The organism is Ruegeria atlantica (assembly GCF_013032505.1).
Taxonomy (GTDB): Bacteria; Pseudomonadota; Alphaproteobacteria; order Rhodobacterales; family Rhodobacteraceae; genus Ruegeria; species Ruegeria atlantica_F.
In genome coordinates, this window is the sequence record NZ_WQCG01000001.1 from 1,388,673 (window position 1) to 1,414,435 (window position 25,763).

The 25,763-nt window shown below is 57.8% G+C and carries 36 protein-coding genes and 1 tRNA gene; 8 read left to right on the forward strand and 29 right to left on the reverse strand.

Annotation, left to right across the window (positions count from 1 at the left end):
* Positions 1-87 precede the first annotated feature (87 nt).
* Both GOW92_RS06800 and GOW92_RS06805 read left to right on the forward strand, forming a co-directional pair.
* Positions 88-984: a LysR family transcriptional regulator gene (locus GOW92_RS06800; RefSeq protein ID WP_170559104.1), complete on the forward strand. Its 897-nt coding sequence runs from the start codon at positions 88-90 to the stop codon at positions 982-984.
* A gap of 144 nt (positions 985-1,128) precedes the next feature.
* The gene (locus GOW92_RS06805; protein WP_170559106.1) at positions 1,129-1,800 is read left to right on the forward strand and encodes an HAD family hydrolase; all 672 of its coding nucleotides are present in this window, start codon (positions 1,129-1,131) and stop codon (positions 1,798-1,800) included.
* 62 nt (positions 1,801-1,862) lie between these two features.
* Here GOW92_RS06805 and GOW92_RS06810 read toward each other — a convergent pair whose 3' ends face one another.
* The 10 genes from GOW92_RS06810 to GOW92_RS06855 form a co-directional block, all read right to left on the reverse strand.
* A complete protein-coding gene (locus GOW92_RS06810; protein ID WP_170559108.1) occupies positions 1,863-2,456 on the reverse strand; it encodes a GNAT family N-acetyltransferase in 594 nt (197 codons plus the stop codon).
* Positions 2,449-2,847 carry a ketosteroid isomerase-related protein gene (locus GOW92_RS06815; protein ID WP_170559109.1) on the reverse strand — a complete coding sequence of 133 codons (399 nt, stop codon included), beginning with the start codon at positions 2,845-2,847 and terminating at the stop codon, positions 2,449-2,451. Before GOW92_RS06815 ends, GOW92_RS06810 begins: the two co-directional genes overlap by 8 nt.
* Positions 2,848-2,849: 2 nt before the next feature.
* On the reverse strand, positions 2,850-3,302 hold the full coding sequence (locus GOW92_RS06820; RefSeq protein WP_058275393.1) for a low molecular weight phosphatase family protein: 453 nt from the start codon (positions 3,300-3,302) through the stop codon (positions 2,850-2,852).
* A gap of 3 nt (positions 3,303-3,305) precedes the next feature.
* Positions 3,306-3,785: a UPF0262 family protein gene (locus tag GOW92_RS06825; protein ID WP_058279383.1), complete on the reverse strand. Its 480-nt coding sequence runs from the start codon at positions 3,783-3,785 to the stop codon at positions 3,306-3,308.
* Positions 3,786-3,853: 68 nt separating this feature from the next.
* Positions 3,854-4,654 carry a hypothetical protein gene (locus GOW92_RS06830; protein ID WP_217356503.1) on the reverse strand — a complete coding sequence of 267 codons (801 nt, stop codon included), beginning with the start codon at positions 4,652-4,654 and terminating at the stop codon, positions 3,854-3,856.
* 121 nt (positions 4,655-4,775) lie between these two features.
* Positions 4,776-6,077, reverse strand: a complete 1,302-nt coding sequence (gene hisD / locus GOW92_RS06835) for a histidinol dehydrogenase (RefSeq protein WP_170559114.1) — start codon at positions 6,075-6,077, stop codon at positions 4,776-4,778.
* A gap of 60 nt (positions 6,078-6,137) precedes the next feature.
* Positions 6,138-6,605: a GNAT family N-acetyltransferase gene (locus GOW92_RS06840; protein WP_368040255.1), complete on the reverse strand. Its 468-nt coding sequence runs from the start codon at positions 6,603-6,605 to the stop codon at positions 6,138-6,140.
* Positions 6,606-6,648: 43 nt separating this feature from the next.
* Positions 6,649-7,125 carry a DUF2948 family protein gene (locus GOW92_RS06845; RefSeq protein ID WP_170559116.1) on the reverse strand — a complete coding sequence of 159 codons (477 nt, stop codon included), beginning with the start codon at positions 7,123-7,125 and terminating at the stop codon, positions 6,649-6,651.
* Positions 7,122-8,390 (reverse strand): UDP-N-acetylglucosamine 1-carboxyvinyltransferase, encoded by a 1,269-nt coding sequence (murA, locus tag GOW92_RS06850; protein ID WP_170559118.1) that lies wholly within the window; start codon positions 8,388-8,390, stop codon positions 7,122-7,124. The genes GOW92_RS06845 and murA overlap by 4 nt, the downstream gene beginning before the upstream one ends.
* A 6-nt stretch (positions 8,391-8,396) precedes the next feature.
* The gene (locus GOW92_RS06855) at positions 8,397-8,552 is read right to left on the reverse strand and encodes a hypothetical protein (RefSeq protein WP_170409977.1); all 156 of its coding nucleotides are present in this window, start codon (positions 8,550-8,552) and stop codon (positions 8,397-8,399) included.
* Between the two features lie 83 nt (positions 8,553-8,635).
* Between GOW92_RS06855 and GOW92_RS06860 the strand changes: the two genes are divergently transcribed.
* Positions 8,636-8,710 (forward strand) — tRNA-Thr (locus GOW92_RS06860).
* A gap of 830 nt (positions 8,711-9,540) precedes the next feature.
* Here the strand turns inward: GOW92_RS06860 and GOW92_RS06865 are convergent.
* The 16 genes from GOW92_RS06865 to GOW92_RS06940 all read right to left on the reverse strand — a co-directional run bounded on the left by GOW92_RS06865 (position 9,541) and on the right by GOW92_RS06940 (position 19,366).
* A complete protein-coding gene (locus GOW92_RS06865; protein WP_170559120.1) occupies positions 9,541-9,741 on the reverse strand; it encodes a hypothetical protein in 201 nt (66 codons plus the stop codon).
* 4 nt (positions 9,742-9,745) lie between these two features.
* A complete protein-coding gene (locus GOW92_RS06870) occupies positions 9,746-10,153 on the reverse strand; it encodes a hypothetical protein (RefSeq protein WP_170559122.1) in 408 nt (135 codons plus the stop codon).
* Positions 10,150-10,401, reverse strand: coding sequence for a hypothetical protein (locus GOW92_RS06875; protein ID WP_170559124.1), 252 nt, complete (start codon positions 10,399-10,401; stop codon positions 10,150-10,152). The genes GOW92_RS06870 and GOW92_RS06875 overlap by 4 nt, the downstream gene beginning before the upstream one ends.
* Positions 10,401-10,700 (reverse strand): hypothetical protein, encoded by a 300-nt coding sequence (locus tag GOW92_RS06880; RefSeq protein ID WP_170559125.1) that lies wholly within the window; start codon positions 10,698-10,700, stop codon positions 10,401-10,403. The genes GOW92_RS06875 and GOW92_RS06880 overlap by 1 nt, the downstream gene beginning before the upstream one ends.
* A 5-nt stretch (positions 10,701-10,705) precedes the next feature.
* Positions 10,706-12,103, reverse strand: coding sequence for a phage major capsid protein (locus GOW92_RS06885; RefSeq protein ID WP_170559127.1), 1,398 nt, complete (start codon positions 12,101-12,103; stop codon positions 10,706-10,708).
* 11 nt (positions 12,104-12,114) lie between these two features.
* A complete protein-coding gene (locus GOW92_RS06890) occupies positions 12,115-12,612 on the reverse strand; it encodes a hypothetical protein (protein WP_170559129.1) in 498 nt (165 codons plus the stop codon).
* Positions 12,602-12,916: a hypothetical protein gene (locus tag GOW92_RS06895; RefSeq protein WP_170559130.1), complete on the reverse strand. Its 315-nt coding sequence runs from the start codon at positions 12,914-12,916 to the stop codon at positions 12,602-12,604. The genes GOW92_RS06890 and GOW92_RS06895 overlap by 11 nt, the downstream gene beginning before the upstream one ends.
* Positions 12,913-13,410, reverse strand: a complete 498-nt coding sequence (locus GOW92_RS06900) for a hypothetical protein (protein WP_170559132.1) — start codon at positions 13,408-13,410, stop codon at positions 12,913-12,915. The genes GOW92_RS06895 and GOW92_RS06900 overlap by 4 nt, the downstream gene beginning before the upstream one ends.
* A gap of 241 nt (positions 13,411-13,651) precedes the next feature.
* Positions 13,652-14,278, reverse strand: a complete 627-nt coding sequence (locus GOW92_RS06905) for a hypothetical protein (RefSeq protein WP_170559134.1) — start codon at positions 14,276-14,278, stop codon at positions 13,652-13,654.
* Positions 14,268-15,068, reverse strand: a complete 801-nt coding sequence (locus GOW92_RS06910; RefSeq protein WP_170559137.1) for a hypothetical protein — start codon at positions 15,066-15,068, stop codon at positions 14,268-14,270. The genes GOW92_RS06905 and GOW92_RS06910 overlap by 11 nt, the downstream gene beginning before the upstream one ends.
* Positions 15,069-15,374, reverse strand: coding sequence for a hypothetical protein (locus GOW92_RS06915; RefSeq protein WP_170559139.1), 306 nt, complete (start codon positions 15,372-15,374; stop codon positions 15,069-15,071). It lies immediately after the preceding gene.
* Complete coding sequence (locus GOW92_RS06920) at positions 15,364-15,888, reverse strand: hypothetical protein (RefSeq protein ID WP_170559141.1); 525 nt, start codon at positions 15,886-15,888, stop codon at positions 15,364-15,366. Before GOW92_RS06920 ends, GOW92_RS06915 begins: the two co-directional genes overlap by 11 nt.
* Positions 15,885-17,726, reverse strand: a complete 1,842-nt coding sequence (locus GOW92_RS06925) for a hypothetical protein (protein WP_170559142.1) — start codon at positions 17,724-17,726, stop codon at positions 15,885-15,887. The genes GOW92_RS06920 and GOW92_RS06925 overlap by 4 nt, the downstream gene beginning before the upstream one ends.
* Complete coding sequence (locus tag GOW92_RS06930; RefSeq protein ID WP_170559145.1) at positions 17,726-18,208, reverse strand: hypothetical protein; 483 nt, start codon at positions 18,206-18,208, stop codon at positions 17,726-17,728. Before GOW92_RS06930 ends, GOW92_RS06925 begins: the two co-directional genes overlap by 1 nt.
* Complete coding sequence (locus tag GOW92_RS06935) at positions 18,201-19,082, reverse strand: DUF7146 domain-containing protein (RefSeq protein WP_170559147.1); 882 nt, start codon at positions 19,080-19,082, stop codon at positions 18,201-18,203. Before GOW92_RS06935 ends, GOW92_RS06930 begins: the two co-directional genes overlap by 8 nt.
* A 68-nt stretch (positions 19,083-19,150) precedes the next feature.
* Complete coding sequence (locus tag GOW92_RS06940) at positions 19,151-19,366, reverse strand: hypothetical protein (RefSeq protein WP_170559149.1); 216 nt, start codon at positions 19,364-19,366, stop codon at positions 19,151-19,153.
* Positions 19,367-19,573: 207 nt separating this feature from the next.
* On the opposite strand from GOW92_RS06940, the gene GOW92_RS06945 reads away from it, so the two are divergent.
* From GOW92_RS06945 to GOW92_RS06955, 3 genes are read left to right on the forward strand one after another with little or no spacing between them, the layout of a single operon-like run.
* On the forward strand, positions 19,574-20,053 hold the full coding sequence (locus GOW92_RS06945; RefSeq protein ID WP_170559151.1) for a hypothetical protein: 480 nt from the start codon (positions 19,574-19,576) through the stop codon (positions 20,051-20,053).
* Entirely contained in the window at positions 20,050-20,220 is a 171-nt protein-coding gene (locus tag GOW92_RS06950; protein WP_170559153.1) for a hypothetical protein, read from the forward strand. The genes GOW92_RS06945 and GOW92_RS06950 overlap by 4 nt, the downstream gene beginning before the upstream one ends.
* Positions 20,217-20,399: a hypothetical protein gene (locus tag GOW92_RS06955; RefSeq protein ID WP_170559155.1), complete on the forward strand. Its 183-nt coding sequence runs from the start codon at positions 20,217-20,219 to the stop codon at positions 20,397-20,399. The genes GOW92_RS06950 and GOW92_RS06955 overlap by 4 nt, the downstream gene beginning before the upstream one ends.
* 137 nt (positions 20,400-20,536) lie before the next feature.
* Here GOW92_RS06955 and GOW92_RS06960 read toward each other — a convergent pair whose 3' ends face one another.
* The 3 genes from GOW92_RS06960 to GOW92_RS06970 form a co-directional block, all read right to left on the reverse strand.
* On the reverse strand, positions 20,537-21,778 hold the full coding sequence (locus GOW92_RS06960; protein ID WP_170559157.1) for a hypothetical protein: 1,242 nt from the start codon (positions 21,776-21,778) through the stop codon (positions 20,537-20,539).
* A gap of 370 nt (positions 21,779-22,148) precedes the next feature.
* Positions 22,149-22,652, reverse strand: a complete 504-nt coding sequence (locus tag GOW92_RS06965) for a hypothetical protein (protein ID WP_170559159.1) — start codon at positions 22,650-22,652, stop codon at positions 22,149-22,151.
* A 385-nt stretch (positions 22,653-23,037) separates the two neighbouring features.
* Positions 23,038-23,988: a GlxA family transcriptional regulator gene (locus GOW92_RS06970; RefSeq protein WP_170559161.1), complete on the reverse strand. Its 951-nt coding sequence runs from the start codon at positions 23,986-23,988 to the stop codon at positions 23,038-23,040.
* 137 nt (positions 23,989-24,125) lie between these two features.
* On the opposite strand from GOW92_RS06970, the gene GOW92_RS06975 reads away from it, so the two are divergent.
* Positions 24,126-24,836, forward strand: a complete 711-nt coding sequence (locus GOW92_RS06975) for a GntR family transcriptional regulator (RefSeq protein WP_170559163.1) — start codon at positions 24,126-24,128, stop codon at positions 24,834-24,836.
* 7 nt (positions 24,837-24,843) lie between these two features.
* Positions 24,844-25,761, forward strand: a complete 918-nt coding sequence (locus tag GOW92_RS06980) for a dihydrodipicolinate synthase family protein (protein WP_170559164.1) — start codon at positions 24,844-24,846, stop codon at positions 25,759-25,761.
* Positions 25,762-25,763 lie beyond the last annotated feature (2 nt).

Genomic DNA, 25,763 nt, shown 5'->3' on the forward strand with positions numbered 1-25,763 from the left:
TCTCTCCCTGTTTTCTAGCGAGAAGAGTAGGAGATTGCTTAAGATCAGAAAAACTGAATTAATCTGGCGCAAAGGATGGTTTTTCTGATGATTCGATTTTCACTACGTCAACTTGCCTTTCTGACGGAAATCGCCCGCTGCGGCGGTATCGCGCCTGCGGCGCGAAACCTGAACGTCTCCGCTGCGGCGATCTCTTCTGCGCTCGACAAACTCGAAGCGGTCACCGGATTGACCTTGTTTGATCGTTTTCCCGCACGGGGTATGCGGCTGACCAGTGCAGGTGCGGAGTTCCTTGCCGATGCCGAAGCTCTGCTAAGTCGGGCGAAGGCCCTAGACCGACGTGCTGCAGAGATGGCCAAGGGGGAAGCCGGTACGATCCGGATTGGGACGCACTACGCCATTGCCCAACGGGTCGTGCTGCCTGCGGTTCTGGCGTTCCGCAACCACTATGCCCGTGTGCGCATCGAAGTCGTGGAAGATGATTTTCCAAGCCTCGTCGCCTCGCTTGATGCAGGAGAGGTCGATGCGCTTGTTGTTTTCAATCAGGGATTTGATAGCACGCGTTTCGATGTCGAATGCCTGAAGACGTTGCCGCCTTTGGTTTTGTTACCCGCAATGCACCCTTTGGCAAATGCCGACAGCGTGCAGCTCGAGGATCTGTCCGATATTCCCTACATTTCCGTGTCGCGTGCAGGTCCCGGCCCCAGCTATCTTGACTTGTTGCGGGGTGCCGGTCTTGATCCGGAGGTGCCGCTGACCTCTCAATCGCGCGAAATGGTTCAAGCTTATGTGGGAAAAGGATTGGGCTTTACTCTTGTTGGCTTCTCGCCTGGCCGGAATTTGACGATTGAAGGCGATGCTGTCGTCACACGTCCGCTCGCGCAAGAGATTGGCCACTTCGAGGTCGCCATTGCCATCGCAAGGTCCGTGCAGCAGACGGATCTGGTAACTGCATTTCTGGATATGTGCCGGACCCAGGTCTGAACAACTGTGTCACGACCTTTTTTGAAAGCGAACCTTTGTGCATTTGACTAGAACGGCGGTTTTGTCCGCTTTGATGCCTTTCCAATTCGCCCGAAAACGTTCATTCAAGCTACGTACACCTGAACCTCAGCGCGGCCACCATTTATGCCTCTTCCCACTCCCCTAGCCGTCGTCTTCGATATGGATGGCCTGTTGCTCGACACGGAGCGGGTATACTTTGAGGGCTTCCGTACCGCGCTTGAGACTCTCGGATTGCCGCAAGACGACGATCTGTTCCGGCGGCTAGTCGGCACGAACCGTGCGCTAGGACGCCGACTCTTGGCTGAAGGGCTCGCAGGACGCATCAAACTGGAAGAATTTGATGCCGTCTGGGATACCGAAATTGCGCAACGGCTGGCAGATTGCATCCCCGTCAAACCGGGTGCACGCGCGATGGCAGAACACCTGCGTGAGCAGGATATACCTTACATCATTGCCACCAGCACCCAGACGGAAAAGGCGCATCTGCATCTCGAGCGAGCGGGCCTAAGCGCGCTTTATCCTGACGTAGTAGGCGGAGATCAGGTCGCTGCCAGCAAGCCCGCGCCAGATATATATCAACATGCCATCGCACGTCTGAGTCACGATCCGTCAAGCTGTGTCGCGTTTGAAGACTCGCCCAACGGCGTCCGCGCGGCCCACGCGGCAGGTCTTATCACGGTGCAGGTCCCCGATATCGTCGCCCCCGACGCCGAACTACGTGCGCTCGGTCATTTCATCGCCAGCGACATCATCGCCGGGGCCCACGCCGTTGGTCTGATGGTAGGTCCGGAATAAAAGCTAACCTTCGTGCGATTGCAGCGAAAACGCAGAATGCCCCGCATTTCGGACAAATAGCGTCACAAATCCCTGCCCCAGAACTGCAGTGGCTTCAGTGTCTCGCCTTCTTCACCGATATCCTTCCACGAAAACTGCGCGATCACACCGGGTAGCGGTTCGTATCCACGCGCGCGCCAGAAGGCATCCAGGGGGCGATAGTTATCCGGTCGCATTGGGTGATCAACTGGGCGCTGCACGCTGCAAAAGGTGCACTTTACGTAGCCCAACTTGCGCGCATGTGCCTCGCGTAGGTCAAAGAACTTATGGCCTACGCCCTGCCCTCGATAGTCCGATTGAAGGACAGACTCGGCGCAATAGAAGATTTCGTTCAGATCAAACCCTGTGCCTTTAAAAGCAGTGGCGAAATCGTCAGCGTGGTCGGTCAGAGGGGCCCCGGTCGACGCCCCGATCAGGCGGTCGCCGTCAAATGCCCCCACCACGACCGCTTTGTCGCTATCGCGGTAGGATTGCAGGTAAGTTCGCTCATAGTCGAGATCGCCATCATAAAGATATGGCCATGCGCGAAATACCTTGATCCGCAGACGCGCCACGTCGTCCAAGGCATCCGTCAGCGCCGCCCCGGTCAGGGGACGAACAGACGTGACCTCAGCCATTCGAAACCTGCTTGGTCCAGTCGGCAAGGTTGTAAAAGGTGGTGACGCGGGTGATCTTGCCATCCTTCAGGTCAAAGAACGATCCGGCCGGCAGGCGATAGGTTTGACCGTGGGCTTCGGGCAAACCCTCATCCGTCTGCAGATAGGTGCCGTTCACAATAAACTCGGCTGCCGCGCGGGTACCGCCCTCAGCTTCGAACACCACGATATCGGTCAGGTTTTCCTTGTAGCAGCGGTTCATATGGGCGCAGAAGGCGGTGAACTTGTCCTTGCCAGTGCGGATTTGGCCTTCATTCACGTGATGCGCCACGTCATCAGATAGGCAGGCCAGCATGCCATCGACATCACCTGCGTTGAAAGCCTCGAAATAGGTTTTGACGGTCTTGTTCATGATCACTCCGTAGGTTCACCCCAGCGGCCTTTCAGATGCTGAATGATCTGGTCGCGGGTCTGTCGGTAGTGAATTAACTTGTCTGCGCGGCTTTCGCCCAGTCCGGTAGGGTCCATTATTGGCCAATAATCGACATCCAGGTGAAAAATCCGTGTCAGCTCCAGCGCCTGGCGCTGACTGGCCGGTGACAAAGCAACGATCAGATCGAACGAACTGAGGTCATCGCCCCATTCTTGCATTTCATCAAACGAGCGTGACCGATGGCGGGACAGCTCAACGCCAACCTCCTGACAGACCGCGATGCAGAACCCGTCAATCTCAAGGTCATTTCGCACACCGGCGGACTGCACATAGGTGCCGGTGCCGTAGAACTTTTTCATGAGCCCTTCGGCCATAGGGGACCGAACCGCGTTATGGTCGCAACAGAACAGGACCGACTGCGGCAAAGGCTTCACGCGTCAGCCTCCGAAATGCAGCACGCAGATCAGCGTGAACAAACGGCGTGCGGTATCAGTGTCAATGTCAGCCTTACCTTCAAGACGTTCCTGTAAAACGCGACTGCCTTCGTTGTGGATGCCGCGACGGGCCATGTCGATGGTTTCGATCTGGCTGGGCGGCAGGGTTTTTACCGCATTGAAATAGCTTTCGCAGATCTGAAAGTAGTCTTTGACCACCTGCCGGAACGGCCCCAGCGACAGGTGAAACTCTGCCGCCTTTTCTTCGGCCTCGGTGGCGATGTCGAAAACCAGCCGCTTGTCGCGGATCGACAACTGAACACGGTACGGTCCATCGGGCACGACACGGTCATCGCGCACAGGCAGTGCAAAGCTGTTTTCTTCCAGCAGATCATAGATCGCAACCTTACGCTCCTGCTCGATCTCGGGGGTCGGTGGAGGCAGGTTTCGATCATCTAGTTCGATGTGCGAGATACGAGTCATTGGATGCGGTCCGTTAAAGTCGGGACAGACTTATCCCAACTCAAAAAATTGAACAACGCGGGAAAATGCTAAATTGGGTGTTCATTCGGGTCGATCTGGTGCTTTCGCAACAGATGGTCCACAAGCGCTCCCTGTTTTAGAGTTCCAGAATCCACAAACATTTTGCGAAACCACGACCCGTGGAAATGGATCGACATTTTGTTCCGCCAGTCCAGAAAATCCAGTTTGGACATGTCCGGATCGTTCCACAGCCTTCGATGACGCGGCGGCAAAGCGTACATGTCGGCGCGCGGGGTCGCATGCTGCATTTCGCCGCTCAGACTGATGTAGTGATACAGCATCGGTGGTCCCAGACTAAAGAGAGGAAGGCTCCAATAGGTCGATCTTCCGTAGAGCTCTAAATAGGCTTGCTGCTTTTCGACGGGCCACCAGGGCGGTACCAGATTGCTATCAAAAGCAAATTCGCACATAGCTTGAAGAGCGGTGCTGTTGTCCGGAAAGGCCATGATGCTGTTGATCAGCCGTTGGTTTTTCTTGTTACCACGCGGGAACAGATATCCGTCTTTTGCCGCCAATGGGCGTAGCGCGTAGATATCCGCGTCCACCCAGATATAGTCCGTTTTCTGCAGTAGTTTTAGTCGAAACAGATCCGCGTGGACGGCTACAGACCGGGCGATCGGATCGCGGTAAATCTCGGAAGTATCATAAACTTCGCGTGCGTCGCGTTCCTCGATGTAGTCCGGAATATCCTCTAGGTCGCCATAGTGGTAGACGATCGGCTTCTGGTCCACATCCGCGAAGGATTTCAGGCACAAATGCTCTAGAAAACTAAATCGCTTGCCGATCCAGAGTGTTGCCACGCGTTCCAAGTCTGGCTCCTATGCGTCAGGTTCTTCGGTCAAGGCGCCGTTGAACAACCGGTTGTTTCAAGTCCCTACCCAGATAACCTGTGCAGGTTCGCGGCGGGTGTGACCCTTATGCCATAAGGATTTAGCCGTTCAGACGCTTCAACCGCGCGGTTACAGAAAGTCCATGCGCCTCAAGGCTTTCGGAGTGGGCCAGCTGCTCGGCTGCGGGTCCAATCGCACGCAGTGCTTCAGGTGTCATCTGGCTCAGCGTCGTACGCTTGAGGAAATCCATCACGCTGAGGCCGGACGAGAAACGGGCCGAACGCGCTGTTGGCAGCACGTGATTGGGGCCACCGACATAATCGCCAATGGCCTCCGGTGTGTACTGGCCCAGAAAGATAGCCCCGGCGTGGACAGTCTTAGCGCTCAGCGCCACTGGGTCCGCCACGCACAGCTCCAGGTGTTCGGGCGCGATGCGGTTCGACAATGCCGCCGCCTCGTCCAGATCACGTACGGTGACTATCGCGCCAAAATCACGCCAGCTTGCACCCGCGATGGCGCGGCGCTGCAGGGTTTCCAGGCGTTTGTCGACGGCTTTGGCGACATCGTGTCCAAATCCTGCGTCATCTGTAATCAGGATCGATTGCGCGCTTTCGTCATGTTCTGCCTGGCTAAGAAGGTCCAGTGCAATCCAGTCAGGATCGTTGTCCTTGTCGGCGATGACCAGAATCTCGGACGGACCGGCAATCATGTCGATGCCAACCTTCCCGAATACGCGGCGCTTGGCGGCGGCTACAAATGCGTTGCCCGGACCCGTGATCTTGTCGACCGCTGCAATTGTGTCGGTGCCATAGGCCAGTGCGGCAATCGCCTGTGCCCCGCCAATACGATAGATCGTGTCCACACCGGAAAGCTGCGCCGCCAGCAAGACCAACGGGTTCACTTGTCCATCCGGTGTCGGCACGGCAATGGCCAGACGCTCAACCCCTGCGACCTTCGCGGGGATTGCGTTCATCAGCACAGAAGACGGGTAAGATGCCAGCCCGCCGGGCACGTAGAGACCGGCAGCCGACACAGCAGACCAGCGCCAACCCAGCGTTGCGCCCGACGAATCTGTCCACTCGTGATCCTCTGGCAACTGCATTTCGTGATAGGATCTGATGCGCTCAGCGGCCAACTCCAAAGCAGCCCGATCTTCGGATGAGACCTGATCCACGGCCTCGGCTATCTGTTCGGCGCTGAAGGCTAGTGTTTCGGGTGTCAGCTCCAGCCGGTCAAACTTGGCGGTCAGCTCGATCACCGCCGCATCGCCACGTGTCCGCACGTCTTCGATAATCCCGGCGACAACGGCATCCACATCCGGGCTGTCCTCGCGCTTGGCTGACAACAGCGTTGTGAAGGCGGTCTCGAATTCGGACGACGTCGTGTCGAGGAAGACAGGCATGTTCTGGCACTCCGGAGCGTTTGACCGGGACATATCGTCCGGATGGGCTGGCCTCAACCCTCAGTCCTGCAGGTTCAGCGATTTGCGCATGTTTAGACAGGACAAGTCATTGCGCTGACTGCACCTCCCGGTGGCTTGCCAGCCACAACGTGAATAGAAGCCCTTCGCAGTTCGGGTGGCCTCAAGCCGTCCCTCAGCGCAACCCAAGGCGATAAGCTCCTGCTCAAGTTTCTTCAATAAAGCCCCGCCAATACCGCAACGGGTGTGATCGGGATCGATATACAACAGGGTGATTTCTCCGGCTTCGGTCAGTCCACCAACGGCTGCAGGCTGCCCGTTATTCTCGGCAAGCCAGATTTGTGCCCCGTTCCTGATCCAGCCCCTGATAGTCGCCGGATCCTTGTTTGCGATCCATTGGGCAACCACCTCAGGATCATCCTGATGGTCTGCCTTACAAAGCCCGGTAATTGACCGGATCAGAACACGGCTCAGATCGAACACATCGAACACGGTCGCGCGCCGCAACACCAGGCCCTGTGGAGGCCCGGTGAATGCCTGCGCTATGCCGCGCTTATTCCGGATGAGATGGTGCCTGACCCGATGGGGCCTGATACGGCCGGGTCACATCCTTGAGGGTGACATCCAGCGCCTCGACCGACAGGCGGATTGCACCGTCGCCTGCCAGCGTCAGCGTAATCTGCCCGGCGCCATCTTCTTCGGCTTCGAAATCGATCGACAGCAGAGACATCACCATGTCCTTATCGCTGCGGTCGACACCCTGACTGGCCACTGAAAGGACCGAGTCGACAACCAAAACCGCCTGCACCCGTTCGAATGGCCGATCCCGGCGCGCGGCAGCGTCCTTGTCTTCCCAGCGGAAGCGGTTCAGCAGTAAACCGAAGCGACGTTCAGAAGGTCTCCACGTCATCTCGGTAATCGGGAAAACCGCGTCCTGCGCTAGGGTCGAGATCACCTGCAGGTCATCAGCATCCTCGGCCCCCAGGTTCAGTGGGGCTTCGCGTCCGTCTTCGAAACTTGCGTCTGTCATTGGCCTTTGATCCGTTCAATCTTTGCGCCCACGCCTTCCAGCTTGCGCACCACATGTTCATATCCGCGGTCCAGATGATAGACCCGGCTGACCGTCGTTTCCCCTTCGGCCGCCATACCGGCCAGAATCAACGACACCGAGGCCCGCAAATCCGTCGCCATTACGGGCGCGCCTTTCAGGCGTTCAACTCCGGTCACGGTCGCCGTGCCACCGTGTACTTCAATATTTGCGCCCATGCGCACCAATTCGGGGGCATGCATAAAGCGGTTCTCGAAAATACGCTCTTCCAGAACCGAGGTACCTTCGGCCGTGCACATCAGCGCCATCATCTGTGCCTGCAGGTCAGTCGGAAAGCCGGGGAATGGCTCGGTCACCACATCCACGGCACTGACACGACCGTTCTTGCGCGCAACCTTCAGGCCATGTCGAGTTTCTTCGACATGCACGCCTGCCGCATCCAGCTTGACCGCGAAGGATTCGACCAGAGACATCCTACCACCCAACAGCTCAACCTCACCGCCACACATCGCAGGGGCCAGCATATAGGTGCCCAGTTCAATTCGGTCGGTTACCACCTGATGCGTTGCACCATGCAGGCGATCTACGCCCTGAATCTCGACGGTCGAGGTCCCCTCGCCCGAAATCTGTGCACCCATCTTGCGCAGACATTCGACCAGGTCGACGATCTCAGGCTCGCGTGCAGCGTTCTTCAGAACAGTCGTGCCTTTAGCCAGCGTCGCAGCCATGACGATGTTCTCGGTCGCACCCACCGAGGCAAAGCGCATCTCATGCACAGCGCCCTTCAACCCACCGGGGGCTTTGGCGTGCAGATAACCGTCTTTCAGTTCAATTTCCGCGCCCAGCGCTTCAAGTCCTTCGACATGCAGGTCCATCGGACGCGCGCCGATGGCGCAGCCGCCCGGCAACGACACGACGGCCTGCCCGAAACGCGCCAGCAAAGGACCCAGCACCAAATTGGATGCTCGCATTTTGCGCACAATCTCATAATCCGCCGTCTGACTGGTCAGGTCATGGCTGGACATCGCCAGCACCTGCCCATCCTGCAACGAGGACACTTCGGCCCCCAGCGATTGCAACAGCGCAGTCATTGTCTTGATGTCACTCAGCCGCGGCGCATTTGTCAGCGTCAGCGGTTCTTCGCTCAGCAAAGTTGCGGGCATCAGCGTCAGACATGCGTTCTTGGCCCCCGCGATCGGTATCTGACCGTTCAGCGGCCCGTTGCCCGTCACCAAAATCGAATCCATCTGCTCTTATCCCTCGTCCTTGCCGGTCTTGTCCTCGGAAGCTGCTCGCGCCTTAGCCTGCGCCTTGCGCCGTGCCATATTTGCCTTGAGCGCGGCCTTAAGCCGTTCTTCGCGCGCGTCCCCGGATTTACCGTGTTTTTTAGGTGAATTTTTGTCTGCCATTGTCTTTCTCTACAGGAGACGAAAAAAACCGTCCAGACACCCTTGCGCCCCGTTTCGTTTGAGTCTAATCACCCGCCCACAGCGCTGCTGTAGCTCAGAGGTAGAGCACTCCCTTGGTAAGGGAGAGGTCGAGAGTTCAATTCTCTCCAGCAGCACCACCATTTTCCTAAACAAAATCAGTAGTTTACGGGCCTGGGTCTGTTTCCGGGGTCCGGAATTTCCGGACTCGATTTCCGGACTTTTGCAGCGAAACGGCGCGGGGCAGGACGGAATGTCGCGGGGGTAGAAATCAAAAGGCCCCCGAATCTGCGGCTGCGCAAACCGGGGGCCTTTGTTGATCGCCTATAGCTTTTAAATACCCGGCGACCATCTGAGGGACCGGGCAAGATGCTGAATCAGAACCCGGTCAGAGCGCGTGGCGGCTGATATGACAAATACCCGCCACGCGAATCCACCTTAACAGAAAACCCCCGATTTCGGGACGATGAAACCGGGGGTCTTACTATGTCCAGATAACTAGAAAGCACGGTTAAAAGTTACATTGAACGGGCCGGGTTTCGCGTGACTCTTCGTGACGGGGATAAGTCGCCAGATTGTCAGCCCCGACCCGTCACCAGATTATCAGATTCGCCCACCCCACCCAAGAACGGCACCAAGCGACAGGGGGCGAAACAGGGCGAAACAGGCGCGCAGAGCGAGCCGCACAGGGCCGGTAATTTCCGGCGACCTAGCACCCGGAAAACATCCGTTCCCCCACTCAGCGGCCAGCACAGCGGGTCAAAAATATCAAAGTAAAGGCTAAGGGGTTTTACTTTCGGGAATGGCGGGACCGATGGTCAGATTTTGGCCCCGCCTAGCTGCGTGAGAGCAATTGCAGTTGCCGCCAGCCTAAGACGGAAAAGGCCCCCGCGCAAATCCCGCCAGATCGCACAGGGGCCAAGTTTGGGAGTCCGACTAACTCACCCTCGGCACCAGTATAGCGCCAAGGTCAGGGCGTGGGCAAATCTTCGGGCTTGATCCAAAGGCGAGTGTGCATCGGGTTATCAAGGCCGGGGTCGGCCCTCAGAACGTGGTGCATCTGGGTCCGAGTGTTCAGCGGTTCATATCGGGCGGACGCCAGCCACCCGGCGGCGTTGTCAGTCTGGCAAACCGGGTTGCCGTTACTGCGGTACATCGTGACTAGGGCCATTGGTTCAACCTTTCAATCTCGCTGATTTCGGGGGCCGTGATCGGCCAGCATGGGCCGGGTGTTTCCGATGGTTCGGCGTGTAGAGTTTCAGGGCGTGGGCCTTGGCGCGTTCGTCCAGTACCTCGGCAGATCGTTGACGGATCACACCCAGAGTTTCCCGCGTGGTGCTGAACAGGTTTTGCCAGACGATCACGGTTTGATCTGGCAGGCCAAATGCGGTGATCTGGTGCAGCACGGACTCGGCCAGACTGTCACAATCCCCCCGGAACAATCGCCCCACCCGATGCGCGCCTTGGACGCCAAGCCAAACGGCATCCTCTGACGGTTGCCCGGTGCGCAGATCATAATCAGGCGATACGATCAGAGTCGGGTATTCAGCCACAGGCGGGCGCGGTGCGGTGGTTGTGATCATGGTCGAATCCTTTCCCCTAAGAATTGGTAAAGCGCAGATTGCACAAGGCTGGACGCCTTGCGCTTTTGGTGTCGGTCCAGATCGTCAGAAACCCAGATTGTGAAATCCTGTTTCCGGCCCTCTGGCCTCGGTGTTGCGGTGCAAATCGTGGCCCCGTCCAGCGTGGCGCGGACGTGGAATCCCCCGTCAAAGTGATAGGCGGATTCCATCCCGGCGCGGTCTGCGTAGGGCGTCCACTCAGGCGGCATCAGATGCGGCCCCCTAGCATCGCCTGAAAATGCGCGTTCAAGTGTTGCGTGATCGTCTTTCGCGCATTCTTTGGCGGTTCAATTGCCCACTCTGTCACCATTTCCCGGCCATCCTGACGGGCGGTGCAAATCAGCAAATCACCAGCGGCCTTGTCAGTGACCATCAGATAGGCGGTTCCGTCAGCGCGGCCATATCGGAACAGGTAGCCAGCGGGCGACCATCTGGACTCCTTCCAAGCCACGTTAGGCGCGTAGTTCGGGCGTGGTTCCGGCGTCCCGGTTGATAGGATTTTGTTCATGTCGATCACCACGCAACGCCAGTGAGATAAGCCGCACCAGAGGAACGCAGCATTCCCCACGACACAGGCGCAATGACGCGCAGGGCTTGGCAATTCGTCTGGAATGTTGACCGGGCCACGGCACCAGCGGCGGCGGCATCGTCAATGTGAATTGAGTCACCATCGCCAACAATGGAATCGTCACCCGTGCCATAGACCGGGGCCGGGTTTTCATCTGAGGCCATAACCACAGTTGCGGAGCTTGAAACGTCAATCTGTGGAACCTCAGTAGCCCCGGCGAATTTGTCAGCGTCCACAATCGAAACCACGTCAGGCGGGACGTTGTTCGATACGATCAGAGGCAGGCCGAAAAGCTCGCCCCGTTCAATCTCATCACGGAAAACAAAGCCCTCACCATCGCGGATCATTTGCAAGGATCGCTTACGGGCCGGGTGCATGATCAACACAGGGTCAGTCATCTTTTGCGCGTCGGCCTGACCTAGCAAATATTTCAGGTCGTCCATAATCAGGGCCAGCGTTGCCCCGGCGCTTGCTTGGTTCGGTTTGCCGTTCAGAATGGACGCAGGCCGCACGGTGGGTATCGTTGCCGATTGATCTAACAGCGCGCTATCAATTGCCATCGAAACAGCGGACAGCAGACCATATTCAATCACCCGGCGGATGTGTGGAATCGACGTTTCGGCCAGTTCGTTGGAATAAACCGAGATTGCGGCCAGCTTGGTACGCCAGAACGTTAGCGACCCGACAGCACCCGAAACAACCGGGATTGTCTCACCCTCAGAAACCCAATTTGCGGCCATCGTGTCAGCGGCCATTTGTGGCATTGTCAGGCCGTTGAAATTGCCAAATTCCAGACGCAGACCACGGGCCACAAGCGCGGCGTAAACCGAGTTATTCAGGCTTTCAAACCAGATCGGTAGGACGCCATAGTCCACCAGTTCGGCCCCAAATCCTGCGGCGGTTGTGGTGCCGGGGTTGGTGGCAGATTTGAACAACAGACCATTTGCAGCGGTCACGGTGGCGGCGTGGTTCGGTCCCTTCGGAACAAACTTTAAGACCCATTCGGAATGGGTGCCTTGCCCCGTCGCACGGCGCATAAATTCGGCGGCGGTTGCGGCCACCAGTGCCGTTTTCGGGTCGGGCAGTTTCGCCAGCGGGTCAACGTCTTTCGGCTGATCTGGTGGCAACAGTTTGACGGTTGCTTTCGCATCAAACGGGCGGCTTTCCAGAGCATCGACTCGGCGTTCCAGTGCGGCTTGCGCCTTGGTCAATCCGGCGCGGTCTTTCATCCCGGCGGCTTCAAATTCCAGCGCGGACGAATAGGCGGCATCTGACAGGGCCTTTTTCGCTTTGCGTTCGTTGGTGGGGTCGTGCAGATCGCCCCTGACAAGTGGTTTATTCATCGTTGGACTCCTCAATATTTACGGGTGTTGATCGCGCGCAGGCGCACCCGTGGTTTCGGCGTTTCAGCCATATTTTTAAGGGACATTCCTAAATCCTGGGTCTGTTTCCGGTTCCGGACAGACCAAAATTCGGCCACCTTGCGCAGCGTCCTTTCGGCGGCGGCATCCTCGGCAGCTTTGGTGGTTGGCGCGGCCCCTGATTTGGCGTCAAGTTCAGCCTCAATTCGGGCGATTTCTACGGCCCTTTCATCACCCGTCAGGCCATCTAGGCGGCGGTCAATATCGGCTTTCAGGTCGGCCAGCATCACCTTGCCCGGTGCGGTCAATTTACCTTCCCAATAGTCGGGCCGTTGCGCGACCAAATCGCCTATTTCGGTGGTGGTCATGCCAGACTTGCGCAGGGCGTTGAACATCTGCCCCGCGTCCGGGTCTTTGACCTTTGGCAGCACCCGGCGCGGGTGCGGCGGTGCGGTGGCCGCTTTCGATTTGAACGGATTCCTAATCTCCATTGTCGGACTCTCCTGTTGCTTGGATTTCAGCGATTAGCGCCTCTGTATCGGCGGGCAGATCGGCCCTTTGCCGGGTGTTGATCCACTCGGAATCGCGGCGGCACCATTCCCACCAGAGCGGATCGGCGACCACGCCATAAAGCAGGCTTGCGCGCAGGCCGATTTCAGCCCCGAAAACATCGGCAATTTGCCCCGCCAGATATCGCCCATAGGCGATAAACAGCAGCGGTTCGCGGTCCCGGTCAGGCCAGACCACAGGGCCACCCGCCAAGCGTTCCAATTGTGCGGCGTTTATCTCGGTCATTGCTTTTGCGCCCCGGATTGCAGGCGGTTCAGCCAATCAGCCACCCGGCCTTGTGGAACGTGCATTTCGTCAGGTTCCGGGGCCTCTTTCGCGCGGGTGTCGCGGTCTTTGAACCTCACGCCAAGGTCACGGTAAACCAATTGCAGGCGGGCGCGGTGCGTGTCGGCAATGGCAAAGATCGGGTTTGGTTTCGGCGCACCATTCCCGGCCATCACGGTTAGGGGCGCGGTTGCCAGTTCATCGGCCATTTCGTGCAGTCTTTGGGCGGTCAAAGCGGCCTGACAGATCATCGACAGATCGGCCACGGTCCAGCGTTCGCGGGACAGCCACAAATTACGGGCAAAATTCACGCCCCATTCACTCAGCGCATGACTACCCGGCATAGTTTCCAGTTCGGGCATTGTCAGGGATAAATCGGGCTTGTTTGCGGCTTCGTTGGCGGCGGCAAAGCTATCGCTGCGGGCCTTGTGCGGTTTGCGTCCTTTAGTCGGCATCGGTGGGCCTTTCTGGGGTCTGGTTTCGGAATAGCGTTCGTTTTGTGCTTGGGGACACGCTTGAGGTGAATTGCCTATGCTATGTCCACTCCCCCCCCTAGTTGATCCCTCGCCCATAGTTCGCAAGCAGGGGGCGAAGGGTGATCTACTACAGTCGGTTAGATGTATAGTCATTGTATCCACATCATTTGGATTCGTTATCACCATATCACATTCACAATCCTCCTGACTTATCGCACGTTCATTGCATCACCATCCCTTGCACATCGTCTGGCCTTGCTTGGTAAAGGTGGCAATGCCTCGGCTCATGGCCCACGCTATGCACTGACCACAGCAACCATTGGTAGCTATGGCGTGGTGAAGCGGTGCGGTTGGTGGTCCAGTAGGGACGCCAGCACATACGCACAGCACCAGCATAGGCCGGGTGTGACATGGCCCCCTGTCTGCCCTTGGCTAAATCCCAATCAGCGCGCACCAGCATAAGCAGGGATTCGAGCTTCCCCGATTGCATCCACTCAAGGCAGCGATTGACCATCAGCGCAGGGAAATCCCCCGAATATGGTGGGTTGGTCACGATCACCGGGGCGTGTGGAAATAGGGCATCCTCAAAGGGTGTTATTGCCGTATCCGCAAACCCGTAATCAATGGCATCGGACCAGTGAATCCGGGTGGCCCCGGCAGCGGTCAGGGCAGGCCCTAGGGCGTGGTTCCCGGCGCAGGGTTCCCATACCTCGGAACCGTCAATCAGGCCCCTACAGGGCGCGATTGTCAGGACGTGGGCTAGATCGGGCGGGGTCGGGTAAAAATCGGCATCGGCACGGGCGTATTTGCTTCCATACATGGCCGGGTCTTTGGCTTTAGCGTCCATTGGATTGCACCCCCGGATTGTATTGCAGGACCGAGTCCACTTTGCCCGGTTCGGGTTCTTTGATCCGGCGAGGTCGTTTGATGTGCAGTTGTTCTTTGCCTTGGATGTGTTCGTGCATTCTCAGCATTTCACAGGCCAGCGCACAGCAATCAAAAGAGGTCAGGGACGAATGAAACAGGCCGCGCAGGATCGCCACAGCGGACTCGAATGACAGGCCAAACACAGGGGCGATGCGGACAGGCCCCGGCGTGTTCGATTGCATGAAATCACCCACAGGCCAGCGCAGCGCCAGACCAGCCAAATAAACCCCATAATCGGCAGGCAGATTTGGCACCCCTGACCAGATCAAACGGCGGCGGGTCAGTTCGGGGCAATTCTCGGCCTCGGGCAGTTCACAGGTTGCCCGTTCGATCCGCTTTAGCATCGTCACCCAATCGGCACCCGGCGCAGGGTAGCAGCGGCCAAAATCGGGGCGCAGATCGGCCAGTTTCTCAATCCACTTTCGGCCTTGGTGCAATCCAGCCCATTCACCAGCTTGCACAATCACAGCCGGATCACCTTGAGCCACTTGAACGGCAGTTGCAAAGCGCACGGCAAAGCGGGGCAGCATACGGCTATCAATGATCTGTTGAACGGTCAGGGCGGACGCGGTGTTTAGGATCACCGGAACGCGCGGAAAATGGGCCTTCACCAGATCGTCAGCAAACGGGGCCAACGGGCCGATGTATTCAGGCACAGGGGCGCAGGCGGCTTTCGTCGCAAGGGCGAGGTCGTGAAAATCGTATTCCATTTATTCGGCACTCCACACGGTTGCGTTGCAGCGGTCACAGGTCACGGCGACAACGGATTGAAAGTTTCGGGATTTGGCTTGGTTGAATTGTTCCCGTTGGCTTGTGTCCATTTCCAGCAGATCGCCTTGTGACGGGTTGTTTCGGGTGTCGCCCATCACAGCGCGCCAGTGATCCGGCAGGCCAAAGACTCGGCGGTCAGGTCCGGTGGTGATGAATGACAAACCGTCCAGTTCATCGGCGCGGAAAGTGTGCGTTGCATTGGTCGGGCATTGGCACGTTGCATGAACTTGGTATTTATCCCTCATTGATCAGTCTCCGTTTGTTGAAAAGGTCGATTGCAAGGCGGCTGAGAATGGTTGTCCAAGCCATCGGCAGACGGTCAGGCACCCCGGCGCGGTCACTGGACACAACACAACGGCGCAGGGTCAGAATGCGGCCCCGGTGTTGCTCGGCCATCACCTCGGAAAACATCGGGCGCGGGTCGCCTTTTACCCATCCTTTGAAGGTCGGAAACCATCGTGCGGACAGGATCAAATCGGCAGCATTTCGCAGGATTGAAGGCGCAGAACGGACACAGGGCCACGACGCTAAAACCGTATGTAAATCAGGGCCATAACGGGCGTTGTGCAAATCCTGGGTCTGTTTTTTGCGCTTTTCCCGACCTTTCAGCACCCGCACAAATGCCGCGCGGTTTTCCCTGATAAATTCCAGCCCTTGCGGCTTTGGTTCGCGCGGTCCCGAATAGCGGATTTTGTCGCCATCCATCCAGAACCGGAAACCCACGGACTCGGCGTGGTCTAGGAATTTGGCCGGGGTCATAGCTCACCCCCTACCGAATTTTTTTTATATTTGTGGCGTACCTTCGAAGGGTTCTGTTTAGTCGTTTTAGTGTTAGTGGCGTTGCGCCAGATCACCAGCGGTTCAAGCTCATCCCCGGAATCGGGCAGGCTATCGTCGGGCGTGTAGGTGATTTGAATTTTGCGGTGCGTCCCGGTGTGGCTGGAGTCGGTTTCGATCTTCACCCCAAGGTGGCGCAGCGTGTTCGCAACGTGTGGCAGGCGTCGGCCTAGCCAAGTCGGGTTTGAAGGCCACAGGCGGCTTGATCTGGTTTCCTCATCGGCAAAATCTTTCAAGGCATCTTGCAGGGCCGTTGCGGTGCCTTCCCACGTCCGGAGTCCGTCCATCAGGTCGAACACGGCCAGCGCAAACGGATCATCGTTTAGCAGCATGGTTATGCGTTCAATCAGGTTGCGGCGAAAGGCAGCGTCGATCAGCCCCTTTGTATCCCACAGCGCAGGCTCGGCCTCGGACACCCGGCGCAGAAAATCGACCATCCGGGGCGCGTTGACGATCAGCACCCGGCCACGGTTCCGGATACCCTCAGCAAGCGCACCATAGAACAGGCCCAAAAGCTCGGGTTGCAGGGCTTCAAATCTGGCCCATAGCTCGGCATCAGGCAGGCGGTTTTCAGCGGCGATAGGTTCAACGCGCAGGAACACGGAACGGTCAATAAGATCGGCCTTAACCACAAAGTCACCAATCCCGGCCAGCACCACAGGACAACACCCGGTCAGGCTCGTAAATTCGTCCATCTGGTGATGCGTTCGGGCGCGGAATGTTCCCCCGTATGCAATGCGGCTGAAAACGTCTGACACGTCGCCAGACATGCCCGACAGGTTGTCATAGGCCAGACAGTGCAGGGCGCGGACTTCACAGAAAATATCCCATTCGCCTTTAGGCTTCCCCACCCCCTCGGATTGCTGCGGATCAACCAAGCGCGTGAACATCTGCATTCGCTTGCTTTTGCCGCTATCCTGTAACCCGGTGATGATGGTCACAACGTGCGGCCCCTCGGGTTGCATCGCGTCCAGTATGGCGGCGACAAACAGGCGGAAATTGTCCACCCGTTCAAAGGGGGTCAGTTGTTGGAATGCCATTAGCAGCTTGTCACGATCAGACGGGGCCACAGGCTCGGGCAGTTCGGCCAGTTCAGGCCGGGTCAGAAACCGGACGGGCGACTCCTCAGCGGTGATTTGTTCGAAGCCATCAGGCAGGGCCGGATTGATCCGGATTTGGTGGTTTTCCGGGTCGGCGCGGTAGACGTAAATCAGACCATCGTGCAGGGCATACCGCTTGCCCACCTCGCGGCGGGTGGTGGTGTGATGCGCCTTGGCAGATGCAAGGTTAACAGCGGCCCCCAATGCGTCATTGTTCGGCGCGGAGTCGGTGGCCTCGTAATACTTCAAAACTAACGCCTCGCGGAACGCGGACGATCTGACCTTGACCGTTGACCATATGCCCCGGTTTGCCCCGGATGCGTAAGCGGTTCCGGCAGCATCACAGAACAGGTCAAATTCGCCCATCACCTCGGCCAGTGTGTCGAGTTGTGAATCACTTGATCCGTCACCCCTCGGGCCGTGTTGTTTGATCTTTTGGCGCAGGACAGTAAGCCCCACCCCCTGCCCTTTCAGGTCAGCTAACAGGCGTTCAAATTCGGCGGGGTTGTCCCGGTCCAGCGCACCCAATGCGGCCAGCGTCGGAACCTCAAAGGCGGCGGGTTTGCCCTCTGATTTTACCCTGTCAATTAGCCCCTCTAGGGGGTCATTTTGATCAGCAATATCAGGGACTTCTACGGCCTGGGTCTGTTTCTCGGCCATCACTCACCCATTACGCTTGCGCGGTCATGCGCCAGTTTAAGCAGCTTTTCCCAATCTCGATTCTTGGCGGCGTCTTTCATCGCCTTACGGGCAGCGGATTCCTCATTCCGGAAACGGTGGGCGCATTGGGTCAGGGTCATGTTTGGCACCCCGAACAGGTCAACTAGGATGTGTTTGACCAGTGCATAAAGCTCGGGCCGTGCTTGGCGGAAACCACCCAAAGCACAGCGCACCCGGAACACTTCAAAGGGCGACAGATCGTCAGGATTTTTCGCAATGTCCCTGACCAGATCGCGGATAGGTCGGGGCGTTCCCGGCGGCACCATCAGGGCGGCGACAGTTTCACGGCAGCGGGCCGTTAACCTCGGGTTTTCGCCATCACACGGCAGGGCGGACAGGGCCGCATTTAGCGGCATGTGTGGCAGGGCGTCGGCGGTTGCGATTTCTAGGTCTGGGTCAGTCTCAAGGAATTTATCAGGCATTGGTCAGACTCCTTTGCAGTAGGTCGTTAAAATCGGTCCCGGCAGGCGCGCGGGCCTCGGCCACGGTGCGGCCCTCAGATCGCAGGCGGACGCCCAACAGAGCGGCGGTTTTCTCGGCTTGGGGGTCGCCATCCAGAAACAGCACGACAGACCGCACGGCGTCGGGCAGTTCGATATTCAGCAGGCCGTTTGTGCCAAGCGTGGCGATGGTCGGCAGATCGTACAGGCGTTGCGCACTCAGGGCCGTTTCTATGCCCTCAGCAAGCCCAATGCGGTCAGTCAGGGGGGCCAGCCTTACCCCGCCCCCTTTGATCGGCCCCAGCGTGGCCTTTTGGGGGTCTGCGTCGATCTTTCGGCCCTCTGGTGTCAGCCATTGCCGCGCGACACCCACCCGGTGCAGATCGGCCAGCCTTTCGACAGCGGCCACCAGTGCCGGGGCCTTGGTTCCGGTTGGATGGTTCAGGGCCATCACCTCGCGCAGCGTCGGGGGCCACGGTGGCGGCAATCCCCGGCTGATCAGGTACAGGCCAACGGGTGACGTTTCGCTGATCTGGTGCGCGTGGTCGAATATCTCGGCAGCGCGTTCCCGCTTGGCCTCTACCTCTGTCAGGTTACGAGCTTGCCGCGAAGCGTTGCGCGGTCGCCTCGGTCGTTTGAACCCGTCCCGTTCCAGAATTTCCCAAACATCAAACCCGCAATAGGCGTGACAGCGCACCCACGGGTTGCCGTGTTCGTCGGTGCTGATATGCAGCGTTCCCCCGGTGCCATTCTCGGCGCACATCGGGCAGGGCTTCACACTGTATTCATCCTTCCCCGGAATCGGGGTCTTTAGGGAATAGTGGCGGGCCAGATCGTATGCGGAATAGGTAGCCATTGGGCAAAGTCCTATTGTTCCCCGGTTGGCCGGGGTTGTTGCGGGTCAGGTTGTCAGGGGGTCGGCGCTTAGGCCGATTTGGTCAGGGCGGATTTACTCAGGTCGATTTCGCCCGCACTCACACGGTCAACCCATTCCTGCCAAACATCATCCCGCACCATTCGGTTGCGGCCTAGTTGGAAGGTTTCGGGGCCTTGTCCAGATTTCAGAATTTCGGCGGTTTTGGTCGGGCCTAGGCCAAGGTCATTTTCAAACCGTGCATATACCCTTTGAGCTTTTGACATTTCGTAACATCCTTTGAAGGGTCGCGCCTTTCGTGGCGGATTTGAATTAACCATAGGCGTGGAATCGTCGTTGCGTAAAGCGTGGAATATTCCAGTAATCAAAAGTAAAGCCCCTTGTTTTTATAGCTTTGCGCCGTAGAATTTCGTTGCCTTTCGTTTCGTTTCACGACTACGCTTGGCGGTAGGTATTCACAAAGGAGTCCGACAATGACGAAAACCAGTAATGCGACCAGCGCGGAAAGCCTCAAGGCGGCGGCACTGGACGAATCGCGGCGGTCTGAGGCTTTGCGCCAACAGGCCGACAACATCACCAGAGCGGCAGAGGGTCGATATAATCAGGCGGTCAAACTGGACGGGCCAGAGGCGCGGGGCGCATTGGTCGAGGTCATGCGCGATATGTTCGCCGCAACGTCGATTTACCGGGCGGCGGCGGTTGCACAGGACAGCGCGATTCAGTTGATCTTTGCCAGTGATCGCGCGGCGGAAATTGACGCAGACGGGGCAGAGGCACAGGACGCGGCCAAGTTCACCTATAAGGCCGTAGACGATGCGCGGGCGTTCCTGACACACAGGGACGGAAAGGCACCCACTCAGCGCCAGATTGCCGCGTTCCTCGGGTGTTCTCAGGGGATGATTTCCAAGCTGATCAGAGCGCACAAGGCGGCGACAGATCGGGGGGCAGCATGACCGACGCGCGATTGATTCACGTCACCTTGCTTGGCCTGTTGAACGATCTGCACAAGGCGCACATTGCACTAGGTAAACGGGGCCATGAAACCCACTCAATGAAAACGGCCAAAGCCTTGATTGCCTATAACCGGGCCAAGGCGAAAGAACAGGGGGAATCGGTATGAGCCGACCACGAAAGGCACAGCGCAAACCACGGGCGCGCTACAGCCTGAAAACGGAAACCTACACGGGTGCGGTTGAGGTTCAGACGTTCAGTGATTTCGGCGCGTGGTTGGCAGCTATCACAAACACGGATTTGCGGGACGATCTACAAAAGGTCGAAGCCCTGAAACTTGCAACGTGAACCCGACGAAACCCAGCGGCGTCCACCACAACGCCACTAACACTAAACCGACTAAACGGGACGGTTGCAGAGTGGACCACAAATATAAAAAAACCGGGGCGATTGCCCCGGCTCATCCGTCGATCAGGTCAGGCCCATCACAGCCCCGGCCCCGTACCTATCCCGGTCTGTCTGCGGTAGTAGGTGCGCGCTATCAGTTCAAGCGAGGTATCGGCGCACTGTGCGACGGTCACGGCATCCAATCCGCCCCCGCCATGTTCGGCAGGGGTTGCGGCCCAAGTGATCCCCGAATGTCTCAGCGTGTAGAAGGTCAGGCCCTCGGGGTCGATCCCGGCCACCTCAACGGACTGTTGAAACGGCAACCGTTGGAAATCCTCGGGCCAGCGGTTGCCCTCACTATCGGTCAGCAGCGGTGCGTTCGCGGGGCGACCCTCGGCCAGTTCAAACAGGATCGCGGCCACCTCATCAAACAGTTCAATACGCAGGGTGCGTTCAGTCGATCCAACACGGCGGCGGCGCTTATGCGCGTTCTTACCGAAACGCAGGCGCAGCATGGGGCGACCATCAATCACCATCAGGTCAGACACGTTCGCCATGCGCAGGGCGTGGGGCCGTTGCATGGTCAGGAACATCACCCGGCAGAACGTGGCAAAGGCCGGGTCAATCACCTCGGCGGACTCAAGGAACAGGCGCATATCGTCCAGCGACAGAACCCGGCCCCCAAGGGCCTCGGCGGTGGCGTCGGTGGCATCGTCTACGCGGGCGGTGGACTCGGTATCGTGGCGCTTGGCATCTTGCCAAGCGCGCGGCCCCTGATAGTTCAAATCCGGATCGTTGGCCCCGGCGGTCAACATCGCCTTAGCGGCGTTCAGGTCACGGTTGCCAGTGGCACGGCTACGGACAGCACCACGAGACGCAGGGCGGTCCCGGTAGCGTTCCAGATCGGCGCGGGATACATCGGACAGGCGGACGTTCTCACCAAGGAACGCGGCCACACTGTTAGCGGCACCCACCCACCCGGCCAGCGTCTTAGACGCGGCCAGATCACCAGAGGCACGGCGCTTGCCAGCGACCCACGAATCCACGGCCTGACGGACGGTTGGAGTCGGATCGTCGGCGGGGGCGTCGGCCAGAGTGTCAGCGGCCCAAGCTCGGGCGCGGTCACAAGCCTCGGCAAAGGTCAGGTCAGACTCAGGGGCAAGCGTGGTGGTCAGCCACTTAGGGCGACCAGCCGGGTTAATGGTTCGGGCGGTCCAGCGGCCACCCTTGGCCCCCACATAGAACCCAAGAGCAAGGCCCTTATCCAAGGGCGAATAGTAGGGTTCACGGCGGGCGGTCAAACGGGCGCGGGCGCTCGGGGTTCTGAGGTTGGCGGACATGGTTAAAACTCCTGTATCATCCGGACATTTTCCGGACTTTTTCCGGACTTTTGCAGCGAAACGCCCCGAAACGTGGCGGGGCCTTGAGACAGGAAATAGAGAGTAAACCCCTTATTTACAAGGGCGAAACGGCACTTGGCGAAACTAGGGGAAAATGTCGGTAATCCCTTGGTAAGGGAGAGGTCGAGAGTTCAATTCTCTCCAGCAGCACCATCCAATCTCAACTGGTGAATGCAAGCGCTGTTTTGTCATGAAGGTGGCAAATGGTTGTCGCGTTGATTGCGGCACCGCCCCGAACCAAGGCAGTGCGGTTCAAGCCCGCAAGCCCGTTTAAGAAATCACCCAGTTCGCGACGGTATTGTTGGATGCGTCAGACGCGCCGCTCCGACGCCGACAATGCACCAGCAAGTGAGCTTTTGATCTCAGACGGGATGTTCCGGCCTTGCTGTTTCATCTTTGCGGCGATCCAGCCCGCAGAATGTCCGCGGCATCCGATTTTGTTCGTGCGTGCAGCGGCCAGGGTTGTCACCTTATCGCGAGCCAAGGCCATGGAAACCTCAACCTCGGACTCAGGCAGGGCCATCCGAACTGCGCTGAATACATCCATCGAAACCTGCAAAGTCTGATGCTCAAGCCGATGGGCGGCATTGGTCAGCAGCCGCATGCAATATGCCGACAAAAAATACCAACGGAACACTCGAAAAACCCGACTTTGGTAACCTGCTATGTCCGGCGCGCATCCAGCGAAGTCGGTCAGTTCGGAAAAGGCAGCTTCTGCCAATTTGGCCGCATCGCAAATCTGCCGTTCGCGGCTTGCATGTGTATGTGCGCCGTGATCGAAACGGGATTCAGATTTACCTATTTCCAGGTGCATTGATATCCTCCACCGTCAATTTAGGATGAAGATATAAAATCTTCCGACGATGCCGGCATGGGATTTGCGGTCAAAGATTCCCGATGTGTCTGCTTTTTTGGCCAACTTCAGAGTCTGTCTATACATTTCACACTATAGGTTGGCCTGTTTTGCGCCTTTTGGTCAACTGGTGAAACATCGCAACGTTAATGTTTTAAACAAAAAGCACACATATCTGACACGATCTTGTAATAGTTATGCCCATTTCGATATGTATGAATACTCAATCCTGCTGACCAGTTTACCAGTAAAGTTTTAACGAGGGGGTACGAAGCAGGACCAGGGGGTGAGCGCCTGTCCGGCCAGGCTCGCCTTGGGACAGAGACGCTCCCCCCGTCCTCGCCAGTCAATCAATCTTGTTCTTTTGGGCATGCGGTGTCACACCAAAGCTTGATCGGTAAACGCGCGAAAAATGTCCCGGATTCTCAAAGCCGCAAGCCATAGCCACCTCGGTGACGGACGCTTCGGTCTGCAACAACAGCTTCTGGGCGCGCTCCAGCCGAAGCTCCATAAAGTATTTCTTGGGTGACGTGTTGAGGTATTTGCCGAACAGCCGCTCCAACTGGCGCGTAGATATCCCCAGATCCTCGGCTATCTCAGACGGGGACACCGGGGCCTCGATGCAATCCTGCATAGTGTGAATCGCCTTGGCGAGATGTGCATTTCGCATCCCGTTACGCGATTGAAGAGACACACGTTGTTTGGCCGTGGCGTTTCGTACAGCGTTATAGACCATCTGGTCAGCTACCGCGATCGACAACTCTTCGCCGTGATCCCGTTCGATCAGGTGCAACATCAGGTCAGCAGTCGCCGTGCCACCCGAGGCTGTGATGTGTTTTTCGTCGGCCACAAAGACACTTCGAACAAGGTTAACTTCGGGAAAAGCCTCCATAAAGGCATCGTGGTACTCCCAATGAATGGCGGCCTGCATCTCGTTTAGAAAACCGGCCTCGGCCAGCAACCACGCGCCCGAACACAAAGCGCCTATGGCCGTACCTCTCGCTCGCTCGCGCCGCAGGGTTGCAAGCAAGGGGCGCGAGACATGATTGCGCATATGAATGCCCGACAGAACAAACAGCTGATCCGTTTTTGGCAGCGCGTCCAGTCCGCCGTGCACTAGTGTCACTGACCCGTTGGAGCAAACGGCCTGCGCGCCATGTTCAGACACAAAAGACCACTCATACAGGTCTTCACCGCTCACCAGATTGGCAATGCGCAACGGCTCGACCGCACATGAAAAAGCAAGGTGCGAGAATTCCTCGATCAGGATGAACGTGATGTGGCGGGGTTTGCGCATAAACGTCCGTTTCAGTTTGGCGTGGTCGACGGCTTATGCTGCACGATTTTTTTCTGTATACAAGTTGTATTTTCTTCGAATACAGAGAAAGAGCAAAACAATCGGCGCGATTCGTACAGCGGTCGATGGAGGAACCAATGAAAGACGACGCCAAGTCTCGTAAAGCTGAACTGATGGAGCATCTGAAAGTGTCGATCCTGACGCTGCGCCTGCAACCGGGCACGGATCTGGACGAGGCGCATCTGTCCGACGCTTTTGGCCTGTCCCGCACGCCATTGCGTGAAGTGTTCCGGCAATTGGCTGGCGAAGGTTATCTGGACCTGCGCACCAACCGCAGTGCCCGAGTGTCCGAAATGTCGTATACGACCCTGCGCGACTTCTTTCTGGCCGCACCGATGGTGTATGGGGCGATCTTGCGACTTGCCGCTCAGAACGCCACACGGGCGCAGATCAACGACCTGAAAGACGCGCAGCAGTCGTTTAAGGCTGCGTTGCGCTCCGGATCCACCGAAGATCGGGCGCTGGCAAACAACCGCTTTCACGATGTGACCGGCGAGATGTCAGCCAATGTTTATTTACTGCCGTCATTCAACCGGTTGCTGATCGACCACGCCCGGATCGGGATGACATTTTACAGACCTCAGTCAGCGCAAAAGGCTGAGAACCTTTCTGAAGCCAGTCGCCAGCATGACGCTATCATCGCCGCTATCGAGGCGGGCGATGAGACGGCGGCCGCGCAGCTGGCCGAAGACCACTGGAACCTGTCACGCGACCAAATCGAGTTGTTCGTGATGCCTGACGCACTGGATGTCCCGATGGGCATCCCGCCCCTTTCAAAACCTGCATGAGGACGGAATGAACCCGATTTTCAGATTTGAGGGGATATATACCCCTGTGGTCACGCCCTATCACGCCAATGGAAGCGTGAACTGGGATGCTCTGGCGCAGGTGATCGAATACCTGATTGAGAATGGCGTGCATGGATTGATCTCTGGTGGATCGACCGGTGAGAATTACGCCCAAACTGTTGCAGAACGATTGGAGCTGGCAACATTCACGCACAAGCAGTTGAAAGGTCGGTTGCCCTTGGTGGTTGGAACCGGAGCGATGCTCACACCGGATTCGATCGCGCTGGCGTCTGGCGCGCGAAAGATCGGTGCGGATGCGATCCTGCTCGCCAGCCCGCCTTATTCGGTGCCGACCGACCGGGAAAACGCGCTGAATGCGCTGGCCATCGACAAGGCGGCTGATCTGCCGGTGATGCTTTACAATTACCCTCACCGTACCGGCACGATGATGGGTGAAGAATTCCTTGACCGTGTGGGGCGTAGCCGGAATTTTTGCGGCATCAAGGAAAGCTCGGGCGATATCAACCGGGTGCACCTGCTGGCCCGCGACTACCCACATATCCAACTGGGTTGTGGCATGGATGATCAGGCCCTGGAGTTCTTTGCTTGGGGCGCGCCGTTCTGGGTGTGCGGCGGATCGAACTTCCTGCCAGCCGAGCACGTGGCGTTGTATCAGGCCTGTGTCATTGAAGGCAATTTTGCAAAAGGCCGCCGGATCATGAGCGCCATGATGCCGCTGATGCGGGTGCTGGAACAGGGCGGCAAGTTTATTCAGACGATCAAGCATGGCGTGACGATGAACGGGATCGACGCAGGTGCGATGCGGCCTCCGCTAAAGGGCCTGAACAAGGATGACAAACGCGCACTGGAACAGGTGACCCGCGTGCTGAAAAAGACAATCGCTGACATCGTGGCGGAAGGGTGAAA

What these genes read in the sequence shown, in the direction of transcription:
- GOW92_RS06800 (WP_170559104.1), top strand. Translation starts at nt 88, where the DNA reads ATGATTCGATTTTCACTACGTCAACTTGCCTTTCTGACGGAAATCGCC.
- GOW92_RS06805 (WP_170559106.1), top strand. Translation starts at nt 1,129, where the DNA reads ATGCCTCTTCCCACTCCCCTAGCCGTCGTCTTCGATATGGATGGCCTG.
- GOW92_RS06810 (WP_170559108.1), bottom strand. Translation starts at nt 2,456, where the DNA reads ATGGCTGAGGTCACGTCTGTTCGTCCCCTGACCGGGGCGGCGCTGACG.
- GOW92_RS06815 (WP_170559109.1), bottom strand. Translation starts at nt 2,847, where the DNA reads ATGAACAAGACCGTCAAAACCTATTTCGAGGCTTTCAACGCAGGTGAT.
- GOW92_RS06825 (WP_058279383.1), bottom strand. Translation starts at nt 3,785, where the DNA reads ATGACTCGTATCTCGCACATCGAACTAGATGATCGAAACCTGCCTCCA.
- hisD (WP_170559114.1), bottom strand. Translation starts at nt 6,077, where the DNA reads ATGCCTGTCTTCCTCGACACGACGTCGTCCGAATTCGAGACCGCCTTC.
- GOW92_RS06845 (WP_170559116.1), bottom strand. Translation starts at nt 7,125, where the DNA reads ATGACAGACGCAAGTTTCGAAGACGGACGCGAAGCCCCACTGAACCTG.
- murA (WP_170559118.1), bottom strand. Translation starts at nt 8,390, where the DNA reads ATGGATTCGATTTTGGTGACGGGCAACGGGCCGCTGAACGGTCAGATA.
- GOW92_RS06855 (WP_170409977.1), bottom strand. Translation starts at nt 8,552, where the DNA reads ATGGCAGACAAAAATTCACCTAAAAAACACGGTAAATCCGGGGACGCG.
- GOW92_RS06865 (WP_170559120.1), bottom strand. Translation starts at nt 9,741, where the DNA reads ATGGCCCTAGTCACGATGTACCGCAGTAACGGCAACCCGGTTTGCCAG.
- GOW92_RS06870 (WP_170559122.1), bottom strand. Translation starts at nt 10,153, where the DNA reads ATGATCACAACCACCGCACCGCGCCCGCCTGTGGCTGAATACCCGACT.
- GOW92_RS06875 (WP_170559124.1), bottom strand. Translation starts at nt 10,401, where the DNA reads ATGCCGCCTGAGTGGACGCCCTACGCAGACCGCGCCGGGATGGAATCC.
- GOW92_RS06880 (WP_170559125.1), bottom strand. Translation starts at nt 10,700, where the DNA reads ATGAACAAAATCCTATCAACCGGGACGCCGGAACCACGCCCGAACTAC.
- GOW92_RS06885 (WP_170559127.1), bottom strand. Translation starts at nt 12,103, where the DNA reads ATGAATAAACCACTTGTCAGGGGCGATCTGCACGACCCCACCAACGAA.
- GOW92_RS06890 (WP_170559129.1), bottom strand. Translation starts at nt 12,612, where the DNA reads ATGGAGATTAGGAATCCGTTCAAATCGAAAGCGGCCACCGCACCGCCG.
- GOW92_RS06895 (WP_170559130.1), bottom strand. Translation starts at nt 12,916, where the DNA reads ATGACCGAGATAAACGCCGCACAATTGGAACGCTTGGCGGGTGGCCCT.
- GOW92_RS06900 (WP_170559132.1), bottom strand. Translation starts at nt 13,410, where the DNA reads ATGCCGACTAAAGGACGCAAACCGCACAAGGCCCGCAGCGATAGCTTT.
- GOW92_RS06905 (WP_170559134.1), bottom strand. Translation starts at nt 14,278, where the DNA reads ATGGACGCTAAAGCCAAAGACCCGGCCATGTATGGAAGCAAATACGCC.
- GOW92_RS06910 (WP_170559137.1), bottom strand. Translation starts at nt 15,068, where the DNA reads ATGGAATACGATTTTCACGACCTCGCCCTTGCGACGAAAGCCGCCTGC.
- GOW92_RS06915 (WP_170559139.1), bottom strand. Translation starts at nt 15,374, where the DNA reads ATGAGGGATAAATACCAAGTTCATGCAACGTGCCAATGCCCGACCAAT.
- GOW92_RS06920 (WP_170559141.1), bottom strand. Translation starts at nt 15,888, where the DNA reads ATGACCCCGGCCAAATTCCTAGACCACGCCGAGTCCGTGGGTTTCCGG.
- GOW92_RS06925 (WP_170559142.1), bottom strand. Translation starts at nt 17,726, where the DNA reads ATGGCCGAGAAACAGACCCAGGCCGTAGAAGTCCCTGATATTGCTGAT.
- GOW92_RS06930 (WP_170559145.1), bottom strand. Translation starts at nt 18,208, where the DNA reads ATGCCTGATAAATTCCTTGAGACTGACCCAGACCTAGAAATCGCAACC.
- GOW92_RS06935 (WP_170559147.1), bottom strand. Translation starts at nt 19,082, where the DNA reads ATGGCTACCTATTCCGCATACGATCTGGCCCGCCACTATTCCCTAAAG.
- GOW92_RS06940 (WP_170559149.1), bottom strand. Translation starts at nt 19,366, where the DNA reads ATGTCAAAAGCTCAAAGGGTATATGCACGGTTTGAAAATGACCTTGGC.
- GOW92_RS06945 (WP_170559151.1), top strand. Translation starts at nt 19,574, where the DNA reads ATGACGAAAACCAGTAATGCGACCAGCGCGGAAAGCCTCAAGGCGGCG.
- GOW92_RS06950 (WP_170559153.1), top strand. Translation starts at nt 20,050, where the DNA reads ATGACCGACGCGCGATTGATTCACGTCACCTTGCTTGGCCTGTTGAAC.
- GOW92_RS06955 (WP_170559155.1), top strand. Translation starts at nt 20,217, where the DNA reads ATGAGCCGACCACGAAAGGCACAGCGCAAACCACGGGCGCGCTACAGC.
- GOW92_RS06960 (WP_170559157.1), bottom strand. Translation starts at nt 21,778, where the DNA reads ATGTCCGCCAACCTCAGAACCCCGAGCGCCCGCGCCCGTTTGACCGCC.
- GOW92_RS06965 (WP_170559159.1), bottom strand. Translation starts at nt 22,652, where the DNA reads ATGCACCTGGAAATAGGTAAATCTGAATCCCGTTTCGATCACGGCGCA.
- GOW92_RS06970 (WP_170559161.1), bottom strand. Translation starts at nt 23,988, where the DNA reads ATGCGCAAACCCCGCCACATCACGTTCATCCTGATCGAGGAATTCTCG.
- GOW92_RS06975 (WP_170559163.1), top strand. Translation starts at nt 24,126, where the DNA reads ATGAAAGACGACGCCAAGTCTCGTAAAGCTGAACTGATGGAGCATCTG.
- GOW92_RS06980 (WP_170559164.1), top strand. Translation starts at nt 24,844, where the DNA reads ATGAACCCGATTTTCAGATTTGAGGGGATATATACCCCTGTGGTCACG.